We start from the raw sequence: 12,254 nt of genomic DNA, 5'->3' as shown, positions 1-12,254 counted from the left end.
CTGCTTCAACCCACGCAATCGGGGCTGACCAGCACTGGAGCGACGGCGAAGTTCGGTTGCCATGTGGCCGGTCGTAACAAGCCGTGACTGTTGCGTGGGTTGAAGCAGAGCAAAGGGCGCGCGGAGGGTAGAGGTGGGGGCGGGGAATCTATACTCAGAGTGGTGGCCGTGGTGGCCGGCGGTGCGCCGGCCGGGCTCGGCGGGCAGGGGTCAGTAGCGCTCGTGGAACAGTTGGGCCGCCTCGACGGCCCAGTAGGTGAGGATGATCTGGGCGCCGGCCCGGCGGATCGAGGTGAGCGTCTCCAGCATCACCCGCTCCCGGTCGATCCAGCCGTTCGCGGCAGCCGCCTCGACCATCGCGTACTCGCCGGAGACCTGGTAGGCGGCGACCGGGACGTCCACCGCGGCACGGACCGCGGCGACCACGTCGAGGTACGGCAGCGCCGGCTTGACCATCACGATGTCGGCGCCCTCGGCGACGTCCAACGCGACCTCGCGCAGCGACTCGCGCAGGTTCGCCGGGTCCTGCTGGTAGGTGCGCCGGTCCCCCTCCAGCGCCGACTCCATCGCGTCCCGGAAGGGGCCGTAGAACGCCGAGGCGTACTTCACGGCGTACGCCAGCACGGCCACGTCGGTGTGACCGGCCGCGTCCAGTGCCCGGCGTACCACCCCGACCTGGCCGTCCATCATCCCGGACGGGCCGACCATGGTGACCCCGGCGGTGGCCTGGGCGACCGCCATCTCGGCGTACGCGGCGAGGGTGGCGTCGTTGTCGACCTCGCCGGTCGGGGTGAGCAGCCCGCAGTGGCCGTGCGAGGTGAACTCGTCCAGGCAGAGATCGCTCATCACCACGGTGGCATCGCCGACCTCGGAGACCACGTCCCGGATCGCGACGTTGAGGATGCCGTCCGGATCGGTGCCGCCGGAGCCACACTCGTCGCGCGACGCCGGCACCCCGAACAGCATGATCCCGCCGACGCCGGCCTGCACCGCCTCCACCGCCGCCTTGCGCAGCGAATCGCGCGAGTGCTGGAGCACCCCGGGCATCGAGGCTACGGGCCGTGGCTCGCTCAGCCCCTCCTTGACGAACATCGGCACGACCAGTTCGGCCGGGTCGACGCGGGTCTCGGAGACCAGCCGCCGCACCGCAGCGGTGCGCCGCAGCCGGCGGGGCCGCATCTCGGGGTACGGCATCTGGCCCTCCCTGACGACTACTACCGGAACAACCTCAGCGACTACCGGAACCTCAGCGCGGTCGGCCCCTGCACCTTCGAACCGCGACGTTGCTTCGCCGGCATCGCGGCGAGCTTCTCCCGCAGCTCGACGGCGTAGCCGGCGAGCGCCTCCACCAGATCGGGCACCGACGCGTGCGGGGGCTGGACGTCGACCCGCAGGCCGAACTCCGTCGCGGTCTCCGCCGTCTTGGGCCCGATGACAGCGACAACGGTACGCGCATGTGGCTTGCCGGCGATGCCGACCAGGTTCCGGACCGTGGACGACGAGGTGAAGAGCACCGCGTCGAACCCGCCCGACTTGATCGCGTCCCGGATCTCGGCGGGCGGCGGAGCGGCCCGGACCGTGCGGTACGCGGTCACGTCGTCGACCTCCCAACCGCGCTCGGTGAGCCCGGCGGCGAGCGTCTCGGTGGCGATGTCGGCGCGCGGCAGCAGCACCCGGCCGACCGGATCGAGCACCTCGTCGTGCGGGGAGAACTCGGCCAACAGCCCTTCGGACGACTGCTCACCGGCGGGGAGCAGTTCCGGCTGGATGCCGAACGCGCGGACCGCGTCGGCGGTGACATCGCCGATACAAGCGATCTTGACGCCGCCGAAGTGCCGGGCGTCCAGACCGTGCTCGGCGAACTTCTCCCAGACCGCCCGCACCGCGTTGACCGAGGTGAAGATCACCCAGGCGTACCTGCCGTCGACCAGACCCTTGACCGCCCGCTCCATCTGTGCCGGGGTACGCGGCGGTTCCACCGCGATCGTCGGCACCTCGCACGGGATCGCTCCGTACGCGCGCAGCCGGGCACTCATCGCGCCGGCCTGCTCCTTGGTCCGGGGTACGAGCACCTTCCAGCCGTACAGCGGGCGGTTCTCCCACCAGCTGAGCCTGTCCCGCTGACCCACGCCGTCGCCGACGGTCAGCACGACCCGGCCGGTGAAGCCGAGTGCCGCCGCGACGAAGGAGTCCACGCTCGACGTGGTCGTGTACTGCGTCTCCCCGGTGCCGTCCCCGGTCACCCCGACGTCGGTCGTCCCGTCCACCCCGGCGGCGAGCAGCCCGTCGCGGATCGCGGCGAGATCACCGGCGTCGACCGCCAGGGCCAGCGAGCCGCGCCGCACTGCGGCGGCCAGCGCGTCGAAATCCAAGGCTCCGACGTCCTCGACGTCGGCGGCGGTCCGCACACCCGGCAGCGGCACACCCGCGTAGGTGGCCACCCCCTCGGCCTGCCCCACCCCGGGCACCACCTCGAAGTGCGCGGCGGTACGCGCCACCGCCTGCACCTCCTTGACCACCGAGTCGTGGCCGAACGGGTCGCCGGCCACCAGGTGCACCGCGTTCTGACCGGAGCGGGCGGCCGAGATCAGCACCTTCGCCACATCGCCCGGCGCGCCCTCCGCCGGAGTGAACTGGGCGTCCTGCCTGGCCTCGGCCCGGACGACGTCGAGCAGCGACTCGGGGACTCCCCGGTCGTACACCACCTGGTCGGCCTCAACCAGGGCGTCGTGCGCCCGGCGGGTCAGCAGGCCCGGGTCGCCGGGTCCAGCCCCGACGAACGCGATACGGCCTACGGGCTTACGGGTGCGGGTCATTCTGTGCTCCCAAATTGCTGGGTCCCCGGGGCGTCGTGTTCGTGCGGGCCGAGGATCGAGTCGGCGCCGAGTTCGAGGAGTTCGGCGGCGAGTGCCTTGCCGATCTCCGCCGCGTCGGCGGGCGTTCCGGTGCGGGACAGCCGGATCTCACGGGTGCCGTCCGGGCTGATCACCGCCCCGCGCAGGTAGATCTCCTGGACGACATCGCCTTCGGCGCCGGAGCCGGTTGGCTCGCCTTCGGCGACGATGGCGTAGGCGGCGACCGGAGCGGAGCATCCGGCCTCCAGGGTGGCCAGCATCGCCCGTTCCGCGGTGACCGCGGCGCGCGACGGTGCGTCGTCGAGCGTGGCGAGCAGTTCGACCAGATCCGGGTCGTCGACCCGGCACTCCACCGCCAGCGCGCCCTGTGCGGGAGCCGGCAGCATCAGCATCGGGTCGAGCGTCTCGGTGATCGCGTCGGCCCGGTCGATGCGGGCCAGACCCGCCCGGGCCAGCACGACGGCGTCCAGGTCGGCCTCCGGCCCGAGCACCCGGCCCAGCCGGGTGTCGATGTTGCCCCGGATCGGGGTGACCGACAGTTGCAGGCCCAGCGCGTGCAGCTGGGCGATCCGGCGCAGCGCGCCGGTGCCGACATTCGCTCCGGGAGCGAGCTCGGCCAACGTCCTGCCGTCCCGGGCGACGAGCGCGTCGCGGGGATCCTGCCGCGGCGGCACCGCGGCGATGTGCAGCCCGGGTGCGGTCGCGGTGGGCAGGTCCTTGTACGAGTGGACCGCGAAGTCGATCGTCCCGGCGACCAGCGCGTCACGCAGCGCGGAGACGAACACGCCGACGCCGAGCCGGTGCACCGGAGCGCTGGACCGATCACCGGCGGTGACCACCTCGACCAGTTCGACGGGACGTCCGGTCCGGGCGGTCAGCGCGTCGGCGACCTGCCTGGACTGGGCCATCGCCAACTTGCTGCCGCGGGTGCCGAGACGCAGCCGTCCGCGCATGCCCTCGCTCATCGCTCGCCTCCGGTCGGTGGGGTGATGTCGGGGACGGTGTCCACCGGCGAGGTCTGCGGAACCTGAAGGTCGAACAGCTCGCGCAGCAAGGCCGCGTACTGGTCACCGCCGGGCTCCGCAGCGAGTTGGCGGACCCGCACGGTCGGCTGGTGCAGCAGCCGTTGAACCACCCGGTGCACGGTGCGGGCCACCTCGGCGCGCTGGTCGTCGGTGAGGTCCGGGCGGCGCTGCGCGAGCCGGCGCAGCTCGGCGGCGACCACGTCGTCGGCCCGGCCACGTAGCGCGGCGACGGTCGGAGCCACGTCGGCGCCGCGCAGCCAGGTGAGGAAGGACTCGACCTCGCCGGCCACGATCCGCTCGACGGCGGCGGCGTCCGCGGCGACCGGACCATCGGCGAGCAGCGCCGCCATCCGGTCGATGTCGATCACCTCGACGCCGGGGAGTTCGGCCACGCCGGGACCGACGTCGCGGGGTACGGCCAGATCGAGCAGGACCAGCGGCCCGCGCTCCGGACCACGCTCGGCCGTCGCCGCGGCGACCACCTCGCGGGTGAGGACCGGTTCGGTCGAGGCGGTGGCGGCCACTACGATGTCCACCGTGGAAAGCGTGTCGGCCAGTTCGGCCATCGGCCGGGCACCCGCGCCGTACGACTCGGCCAGCCGGACCGCCCGGTCGGTGCTCCGGTTGGTCACGGTCAGCGGCCCGGCACCGAGCCGGGACAGCGTCGCCACGCCCAGCGAGCCCATCGCACCCGCCCCGACGACCAGCGCCGGACGGTCGGTGAGGTCGTCGTCGAGGTGGCCGGCGGCCAGCCCCAACGCGGCCGTGACCACGCTCTGACCGGCGCGGTCGATGCCGGTCTCCGAGTGCGCCCGCTTACCCACCCGCAGCGCCTGCTGCATCAGCTCGTGCAGCAACCGCCCGGCGGTGTCCGCCCCGCTGGCCCAGTGATAGGCGTCGCGCAGTTGACCGAGGATCTGGGCCTCGCCGATCACCATCGAGTCCAGGCCGGCGGCCACCCGGAAGACGTGGTCCACCGCGGCGGCGTCGAAGTGCACGTAGAGGTGGCTGGCCAGGGCGGCCGGCGGGCAGTCGGCCTGCTCGGCGAGGACGGCGCAGATGTCACCGAGACCACCGTGGAAACCGGACACCGCCGCGTAGACCTCCACCCGGTTGCAGGTGGAGACGAGGACGGCCTCGCTCACGTACGGCTGCGCGATCAGGCGGTCCAGGGTGCGGTCGAGCCCGCTGGGTGACACCGCGAGTCGCTCCAGGGTGGCGACCGGTGCGGTGCGGTACGACGCGCCGACGACGAGGAGTTTCACGTGCCGATCGCCTCCTGGCTCTCGGTGACCGCGAGGCCGCCGGGCAGGGCGGTGAGGGCGGACCCACCGGCGGCGGGGAGCGCGGTCAGGGATGCCTTGCGGTGCTCGTGGAACGACAGGATCTGCAGCTCGATGGCGAGGTCGACCTTGCGCACGTCCACCCCCTCGGGGACCGAGAGTACGCACGGCGCGAAGTTCAGGATGCTGGTCACACCGACGGCGACCAGCTGGTCCGCCACCCGCTGGGCGGCCGTCGCGGGGGTGGCGATGACGCCTATCGCGATCGACTCCTCGGCAGCCACCCGGGGCAGCTCGTCCACGTGCCGGACGACCAGACCGTTGATCTCCTCGCCGACCCGCTCCTGGTCGGCGTCGAAGAGGGCGGCGATCCGGAAGCCGCGGCTGGCGAAGCCGTCGTAGCCGGCCAGGGCGTGACCGAGATTACCGACGCCGACCAGGGCCACGGCCCGACGCTGGGTGAGCCCGAGCACATACTCGATCTGCTCGATCAGCAACGCGACGTCGTAGCCGACCCCACGGGTGCCGTACGAGCCGAGCTGGGAGAGATCCTTGCGAAGCTTGGCCGAGTTCACCCCGGCGGCGCTGGCCAGCCCTTCGCTGGAAACCGTCTCGTGACCGGTTTCGGCGAGATTGTGCAGGGCACGGAGGTATTCGGGGAGCCGGGCCACCGTCGCCTCGGGCAGGTCCGGGAGCGCCGGTACGGCACCGGCGCGGCCGGGCGCGCCGGGGTGACGGTGCTGACTCATGAGACTCCGTGCGGTGCGATCCTCGACCAACTCCAACGGCCGGCCGTTTCGGGACTCCCACTGGCGACCGGTGATGCCGGCTGTGCTAGCGGGGCGCGTCGGAACTACAGAGTAGGCGCTTGTGAAGACGTGCACAAATCGCGATCTTGTCGGCACGCGCCGCGCCTTCACCAGCCCCTCCGTCCCGCAAGATCGACCGTGGCCGCTCACCACGGCCGCCCGCGCGATTATTGCTCAATCCCGACTTCTCTGACCAATCACGCGCGGCGTGCTCTCCTGGTGGGCGAGTTGCACGGCCTCGGTGAGCGTGTCGGCGACCGGGTGACCGGAGGAGCGCAGACGGGCACGGGCGGTGAAACCGCCGGCGTACAGGACGGCACGACCGCCAACCGAGAGCGCGGCGTCGGCGTCGTCGACCGAGTCGCCGATCAGCACCACCGAACCGCCGTCCACCCCCAGCTCGTCGAGGTGCCGCGCCAACGACTCCGCCTTGCGGTCACCGCCGACCTGCGCCCGCAGCCCGTCCACCCGGGCGAACCGCCCGGTCAACCCGTAGGTGCGGACCGCGGGCACCAGCTCGTCGTGGAACCACATCGACAGCAGCGACTGGCTGCCCGGCCAGGCCGCCATCGCGTCCAACGCGTCGTGCGCCAGCGCACACGTGGTCAGGCCCAGGCGGTACGCGTCATGGAAGATCTTGTCCAGCCGGCCGAACGCCTCGTCGTCCACCGCTCGGCCGAGCACCTCCGCGTAGTAGTCGGCGATCGGCCGGCGGAACCGGACCCGGTGCTCGTCCGCCGTCACCGTCGGCCCGCCCTCGCTGGCGAACACCGCATTGGTGCAGGCCACGACCAGATCGAGATCATTGAGCAGGGTGCCGTTCCAGTCCCACACCAGGTGCGGACATGCCGAAGTCATCGCCGCAGCCTATCCGCCGCCACCAGCGCGGGCGCTACAGCTGCGGGGTGGTCAGCTCCCTCAGCAGCCGCTCCTCCTCGACCCGCCAGTAGCCGTGCTCCCTGCCGTCGAGCAGCACCACGGGCAGCCGGTCGCCGTACTCGCGTTCCATTTCGAGATCGCCGCTGACGTCCCGCTCGGTCCACCGGTCGCCGGTGACCGCGACCACCCGGTCGAGCGCCGCCTTGGCGTCCTCGCACAGATGACAGCCGGGTCGGGTGATCAGGGTCAGGCGGGGCTCACGCATCGGTCTCCTCCGTCGTGCCGGCCGGTGCCGACTGGTCAGTCTCGGGCAGGGCCGCCGGGGACGGCACGATCAGCTCCGCCCCGGTCACCCGGTCCCCCGACGCTGGCGCCGGGTACGCCCGCACAGTTTCCCCGGTCTCCCCGCACAGTTTCCCCGGTCTCCCCGCACAGTTTCCCCGGTCTCCGGGTGCGGCACGCCTACTACCGCCGACTCGGCCACCGACGGATGCGCCGCGAGCACCGGCCCGCACGGTGGCTGAGTCTGGCACAGCGCGATCCGGTCGGCCACGTCTCGCGTCCACCGGTCGGCGCCATGCTCCTCTTGGCACAACGCGGACCGCGCCCAGGACGCTCGACGCGGTCCCGTGCACGGAACTGGGGCGGCGTCACCCACGGTGCCGGACCGGCGTGGTGACAGGTCGCTGCCGGCGTCGGGGCGGGGCGCCGTGCCGGCCGCCGCCCGGCCGGCTCCCGCCCGGCCGATCTGGCCCGCTACCAGGCCGAACGGCGACTCCGCCAGGGAACAGCCGGGCGATCGATTGTCAACCACACCCGACGGACAACCGGTCCGCCAGGTGTGCGACACGTCGGGAAATACTTCGGCCCTGTGTAACGGACTTGCCACGCGCGGGTGACGTTGGCCCTATCATCACTCGGGTCGGCTCACCCCATTTGCCGTGAGTCGACACCCCTCAGCCCGAGGAGGCCCCCGTGCCGTTGAGCGCATTGGACCAGCACCTCAAGGGGAACTGCCGCCCGTCGGCACGCCCCGGAGCCGCGCTGCCCGGTGGTGACCCGGCCGGTCGGCCGGTCGTCGCCCACGCGGCGCCGACCCACGGAACGGAGACGGTGCGATGACCGCCTTCGGTTTCGTGGAACGCCCGGTCGGACTGACCGGTCCGGTCGCCCGTACGCCGGTCAACGAACGCGGCGGCGCCCACAGCCCGCAGGATGTGACGGGCAACCTCACCGTCCGGGGCGAGAGCGCCGCGGGGCGGGTGGGCAGCCGGCCACACCAGAACGAGCCACCGCATCGACCACCGGTACCCGGCGGCAACGCGAAACCCGCCGGGGGTCGGGTCGCCTCGCCGAGCCGGCCGACGATGCCGGCACAGGCCCGCCGCGGCGGTGACGCTCCGGTGACCGAGGTGTCGACGACCGAGACCGCGGTACTTCCGGCGGTGAGCGCCTCGACCGGCACCTCCACCGGATTCCCGAGCCGTCCCGACCCGTCCGACCCGGCCACCGAGGTCTGGGCTCTGGTCGAACGCGCCCAGGCCGGCGAGGCCGAGGCGTTCGGGCTGATCTACGACCGTTACGTCGACACCGTCTTCCGCTTCGTCTACTTCCGGGTCGGCAACCGGCAACTCGCCGAGGACCTCACCTCCGACACCTTCCTGAGGGCCCTCAAACGGATCGGCAGCTTCACCTGGCAGGGCCGCGACCTCGGGGCCTGGTTGGTGACCATCGCGCGCAACCTGGTCGCCGACCACTTCAAGTCCGGCCGGTACCGGCTGGAGGTGACCACCGGCGACGTGCTCGACGCCGACCGCGAGGACCGGGGCCCGGAGGGCAGCCCGGAGGCCGCGGTGGTGGAACACATCACAAACGTCGCACTGTTGACGGCGGTCAAGCGCCTCAATCCCGAGCAGCAGGAGTGCATCGTCCTCCGCTTCCTCCAGGGCTTCTCGGTGGCGGAGACGGCCCGGGCGATGGGCAAGAACGAGGGCGCGATCAAGGCACTCCAGTACCGGGCCGTCCGCGCCCTGGCCCGGCTGCTCCCAGACGGTTTCCAGCCGTGACCCGGACCGGCGGCACCGTCGCAGCCACCACCGGTAGCCCTGGTGGCTTCGCACTCTCCGTGACCAAGAAGCGATCACTTTGCGTAATTTCGGCACCGGCCGGCCCGTAACCCGCTCCCGGCCCGGCGCGTTTTTCCGGGTGCGACCGGTTACAGGCCGGGAACACCCGGGCCCCTCCGGATGACCTGCGACGATGCCAACGACGGCCTTCGCCGTGGTGTCACGAGGTCATCGGTCGCTGGCGGTGCACCCGGCCGACCGGCCGTGACCAGCGAGAGGAGGTGCCGCGGTGGATAACGCCCTCTTCTCCCGTCGGCGCGCCGAGCGCTTCGCGCAGCTTCTCGACGAAGCCAACGGCGGCCGACGCCATCACGTCCGATCCCGGGACGACGGCCAGCTCGTGCCGCTCGTCCTGCTCGGCCAGAAGCTCGGGACCAGCCCGCCCGCGGCCGAGGTCGACCCGGAATTCCGGACCGGCCTGCGGGCGATGCTGCTGGCCACCGCCACCCGCGACGGCATCGGCACACCCGCCGCAGCTCAGCCGGTGGAGAGATCGACCTCCGGCCGCGCATCACTGCTGCCGGCCGTCACCGCCCGCCGGGCCCGGGCCCGGGGTGCGATCCTGGTCGGCATCGCGGTCGGCGCCGTCGCCGTCTCCGGCATCTCGGCCGCCAGCGAAGACGCCGTACCCGGTGACGCGCTCTACGGGATGAAGCGCGGCACCGAACGGGCCCAGCTCGCGCTGACCGGATCCGACATCAGCCGGGGCCAACTCTTCCTCGACTTCGCCCGTACCCGCCTTGCCGAGGCGTCCTCGCTGCGGGGCAACCGAGCCGGGTACAGCGCGGTGCTGGACGACATGGACGCGGACACCCGGCAGGGCGTACGCCTGCTCACCGGGGCGGCCACCCAGCGCTCGGATCCCGCGGCCCTGGACGCGGTCGACGCGTTCCTCACCCGGCAGCGGCGGTCCCTCGACGCGCTGACCGGTAGCGGCACCCGGGCCGACCGGGGACGTACCTCGCAGTCGCTGGCCCTGCTGGAGTCGGTCGCCGATCGCGCCGACGCACTGCGCGCCGCCATCGCCTGCGGCCGGCACGCCACCACCACCAGCGACGATCTTGGCCCCGTCCCGGGCCGCTGCTCCTGACCGGTAGCGGGCTGGCGTTGCGGCGCCGCTTCTCGGTGCACCTGGAGTCTAGGGGCCGAACGGATCCGGACGCCGTTCCAGCAACTGGTACAGGGTCTGCTGGATAGTCTCCCGCACCTGGTCGGCGAGGTTGAACACGACCAGCGGATCGTCCGCGGAGTCGACCAGATGGGCCGTCGGGATCGGCGGGCAGAACTCGATCAGCCACTTGCTGGGCAACGGCACCATGCCCAGCGGCCCGAGCCACGGGAAGGTCGGCGTCACCGGGAAGTACGGCAACTTGAGCAGCCGCGCGAGCGGCTTGATGTCGGCGAGCATCGGGTAGATCTCCTCGCCGCCGACGATGGCGACGGGAATGATCGGGGTGCCGGTGCGCAGCGCCGCCGAGACGAAGCCGCCCCGACCGAAGCGTTGCAGCTTGTAGCGCTCCGCGTACAGCTTGCCGACGCCCTTGAAGCCCTCCGGGAAGACGCCTACCAGCTCGCCGCCGCGCAGCAACCGCTCCACGTCGGGGCTGCACGCCACCGTGCCCCCGGTCTTGCGGGCGATCTCGGAGACCAACGGCACCCGGAAGACCAGGTCGGCGGCGAGCAGCCGCAGATGGCGGTGGGCCGGGTGCTCGTGGTGCAGGGCGGTGGAGAGGATCAGCGCGTCCAGGGCCACGGTGCCCGAGTGGTTGCCGACCACCAGTCCCGCCCCGTCGGACACGTTCTCCAGGCCGCTGACCTCGGTGCGGAACCAGTCCCGGTAGAGCCGGCGCAGCGGCGGATGGAAGACCGCCTCGGTCAGCTCCGGGTCGAAGCCGAACTCGTCCACCTCGTAGTCGCCGGCCAACCGCCGACGCAGGAAGGCCAGGCCGCCGGCGACCCGACGGTCCCAGACATCGCCCGGCTGATCCGGCACGGCCGGCAGGGCCGGCTGATACCCGTTGCGCCGCACCGGGTCCGCGTCCGGCACGACCGGCGGCGGTACGGCGTACCGGTCCTCCAGCCGGGAGTCGTCACGCTGGTCGTCCGGCCCGGTCACGACCGCTCCCGGACGGCGGCACGGACCTGCCGGATGCGGTCGAGCACCAGTTGCTCGGCGGCGGCCAGCTGTTCCCGGGTCACCACGGCACGGCCGTGGTGCGCGCGGATGAAGTCGTCGAAGGCGACGGCCGTCGAGCGGGGCGTGAAACCGTACTCGTGCTCCAGCCGGGAGATGTCCACCACCCGGCCATGCACGAAGAGGTCGACCTGGTCGAGGCCGTAGCGGCCGAAGCCCATGGTCCGGGCGAGGGCGACCGCGCCGGACAGGCCCGGCTCCAACACCGGCACGGCAATCCGGCCGGCCCGGCGGATCGCCTGGGACAGCGCGAGCACCCCGGGCCCGGCGACGTTGTACGTACCCGGATGATCCTCGACGACCGACCGGTGCAGCACCTCCAACGCGTCGTCGAAGTGCAGGAACTGCAACCTGGCGTCCCGGCCGAAGATGGTGGGCACCACCGGCTGGGAGAAATAGCGGGTCAGCGTGGTGTCCGCCGTGGAGCCGATGAACGGCGCGAACCGCAGCACGGTGGCGGTGACGTCGCCATGCCGGCGGCGGAAGCCGCGGACGTACCCCTCGATGTCGAGGATGTCGCGGCCGAACCCGCCGCGCGGCACCTCGCGCGGCTCGGTCTCCTCGGTGAAGACGGCCGGGTCCCGGAACGAGGCGCCGTACGCCGCGGTGGACGAGCGGACGACGATCTTCCGGAGCCGGGGCGCCCGCTGGCAGGCGGCAAGCAGCTGCATGGTGCCGATGACGTTCTGCTCCTTCATCGCCGCCCGACCGCCGTGCTGCGGATCGGGGGCGGTGACCAGGGCAAGATGCACCACGGTGTCGACGTCGAGGTCGGCGAGGAGCCCGCCGAGCGACCCGGGGTCGACGTGCACCCGTTCGACCTGGTCGAGCAGGCCGCCGACCTCTGGGCCCGAGTCGGGCAGGTCGATGCCGATGACGCGGTCGATCCGGGGATCGGCGGCGAGCCGGCCGGCGACGTGTGCGCCGAGGTATCGACTGACCCCGGTCACGACGACGACCCCCGGAAGGCTCTGGGAGCCACCGGGGGTCATGTCTGGCACCTCCCCCGGCAGGTGGGACCGAGCCGGAGCAGCCACGGCCTGATCACCTGAGCCTCCGAGGGTCGACAGGTTTGGCGAGGAC

The 12,254-nt window shown here is 72.3% G+C and carries 12 protein-coding genes; 2 read left to right on the top strand and 10 right to left on the bottom strand.

What is annotated here, in order from left to right:
* Positions 1-210: 210 nt before the first annotated feature.
* The 8 genes from hemB to KIF24_RS34275 all read right to left on the bottom strand — a co-directional run bounded on the left by hemB (position 211) and on the right by KIF24_RS34275 (position 7,356).
* A complete protein-coding gene (hemB, locus tag KIF24_RS02890; RefSeq protein WP_221082651.1) occupies positions 211-1,194 on the bottom strand; it encodes a porphobilinogen synthase in 984 nt (327 codons plus the stop codon).
* Between the two features lie 41 nt (positions 1,195-1,235).
* Entirely contained in the window at positions 1,236-2,816 is a 1,581-nt protein-coding gene (locus KIF24_RS02885; RefSeq protein WP_221082650.1) for a bifunctional uroporphyrinogen-III C-methyltransferase/uroporphyrinogen-III synthase, read from the bottom strand.
* On the bottom strand, positions 2,813-3,808 hold the full coding sequence (hemC, locus tag KIF24_RS02880) for a hydroxymethylbilane synthase (RefSeq protein ID WP_221083143.1): 996 nt from the start codon (positions 3,806-3,808) through the stop codon (positions 2,813-2,815). The genes KIF24_RS02885 and hemC overlap by 4 nt, the downstream gene beginning before the upstream one ends.
* 8 nt (positions 3,809-3,816) lie before the next feature.
* Complete coding sequence (locus KIF24_RS02875) at positions 3,817-5,145, bottom strand: glutamyl-tRNA reductase (RefSeq protein ID WP_221082649.1); 1,329 nt, start codon at positions 5,143-5,145, stop codon at positions 3,817-3,819.
* Positions 5,142-5,912 carry a redox-sensing transcriptional repressor Rex gene (locus tag KIF24_RS02870; protein WP_221082648.1) on the bottom strand — a complete coding sequence of 257 codons (771 nt, stop codon included), beginning with the start codon at positions 5,910-5,912 and terminating at the stop codon, positions 5,142-5,144. Before KIF24_RS02870 ends, KIF24_RS02875 begins: the two co-directional genes overlap by 4 nt.
* Before the next feature lie 234 nt (positions 5,913-6,146).
* Positions 6,147-6,830 (bottom strand): HAD family hydrolase, encoded by a 684-nt coding sequence (locus KIF24_RS02865; protein WP_221082647.1) that lies wholly within the window; start codon positions 6,828-6,830, stop codon positions 6,147-6,149.
* A gap of 34 nt (positions 6,831-6,864) precedes the next feature.
* Positions 6,865-7,116, bottom strand: coding sequence for a glutaredoxin family protein (locus KIF24_RS02860; protein ID WP_221082646.1), 252 nt, complete (start codon positions 7,114-7,116; stop codon positions 6,865-6,867).
* Positions 7,117-7,200: 84 nt separating this feature from the next.
* The gene (locus tag KIF24_RS34275; RefSeq protein WP_331461016.1) at positions 7,201-7,356 is read right to left on the bottom strand and encodes an AMP-binding enzyme; all 156 of its coding nucleotides are present in this window, start codon (positions 7,354-7,356) and stop codon (positions 7,201-7,203) included.
* A 613-nt stretch (positions 7,357-7,969) separates the two neighbouring features.
* Here KIF24_RS34275 and KIF24_RS02855 point away from each other — a divergent pair.
* Together KIF24_RS02855 and KIF24_RS02850 are read left to right on the top strand one after the other, a co-directional pair.
* Positions 7,970-8,917 carry an ECF subfamily RNA polymerase sigma factor, BldN family gene (locus tag KIF24_RS02855; RefSeq protein ID WP_221082645.1) on the top strand — a complete coding sequence of 316 codons (948 nt, stop codon included), beginning with the start codon at positions 7,970-7,972 and terminating at the stop codon, positions 8,915-8,917.
* A 289-nt stretch (positions 8,918-9,206) separates the two neighbouring features.
* The gene (locus KIF24_RS02850; protein WP_221082644.1) at positions 9,207-10,067 is read left to right on the top strand and encodes a DUF5667 domain-containing protein; all 861 of its coding nucleotides are present in this window, start codon (positions 9,207-9,209) and stop codon (positions 10,065-10,067) included.
* 48 nt (positions 10,068-10,115) lie between these two features.
* Here the strand turns inward: KIF24_RS02850 and KIF24_RS02845 are convergent, their stop codons facing one another.
* Both KIF24_RS02845 and KIF24_RS02840 read right to left on the bottom strand, forming a co-directional pair.
* Positions 10,116-10,979, bottom strand: coding sequence for a lysophospholipid acyltransferase family protein (locus KIF24_RS02845; RefSeq protein ID WP_221083142.1), 864 nt, complete (start codon positions 10,977-10,979; stop codon positions 10,116-10,118).
* A gap of 110 nt (positions 10,980-11,089) precedes the next feature.
* Complete coding sequence (locus tag KIF24_RS02840) at positions 11,090-12,163, bottom strand: NAD-dependent epimerase/dehydratase family protein (RefSeq protein ID WP_221082643.1); 1,074 nt, start codon at positions 12,161-12,163, stop codon at positions 11,090-11,092.
* Positions 12,164-12,254 lie beyond the last annotated feature (91 nt).

The organism is Micromonospora tarapacensis (assembly GCF_019697375.1).
Lineage (GTDB): Bacteria > Actinomycetota > Actinomycetes > Mycobacteriales > Micromonosporaceae > Micromonospora > Micromonospora tarapacensis.
The sequence above is the reverse complement of the archived record's forward strand: the minus strand, read 5'-3'. Positions and strand labels throughout refer to the sequence as shown.